This window comes from Labrenzia sp. ATLA3 (genome assembly GCF_057180185.1).
The window spans coordinates 1-239 of sequence record NZ_JBXUKV010000030.1 but is presented as its reverse complement, the minus strand read 5'-3'; the positions used below and the strand labels follow the sequence as shown (position 1 = coordinate 239).

Sequence of the window (239 nt, the reverse complement as noted above, 5' to 3'; positions counted from 1 at the left end):
ATTGGGTATGCGCTTATCGCTTTCATTGCGCGCGCCATATCGCAAGGTCCAGTCTGGCACGATATGATGGGCCTGCATGCCATATTGGCCGCAGATGTTTTTCATCTTCGCATAGCGGTCCACCTGACATTTTTTCCGGTATTCTTCACGCTCGGTGACCCGCACAGTTTCAGATTGCGGTAAAGACTGAGGCTTATCATTCTCTTCTGCCTGCTGCTCTTGTTGGCTTCTTTGCTCCC

1 pseudogene is annotated in these 239 nt (G+C 51.0%); it reads right to left on the bottom strand.

Annotated elements, in window-relative coordinates:
* Positions 1-239: pseudogene (locus AC2A6O_RS29075) on the bottom strand (hypothetical protein); the annotation flags it as partial.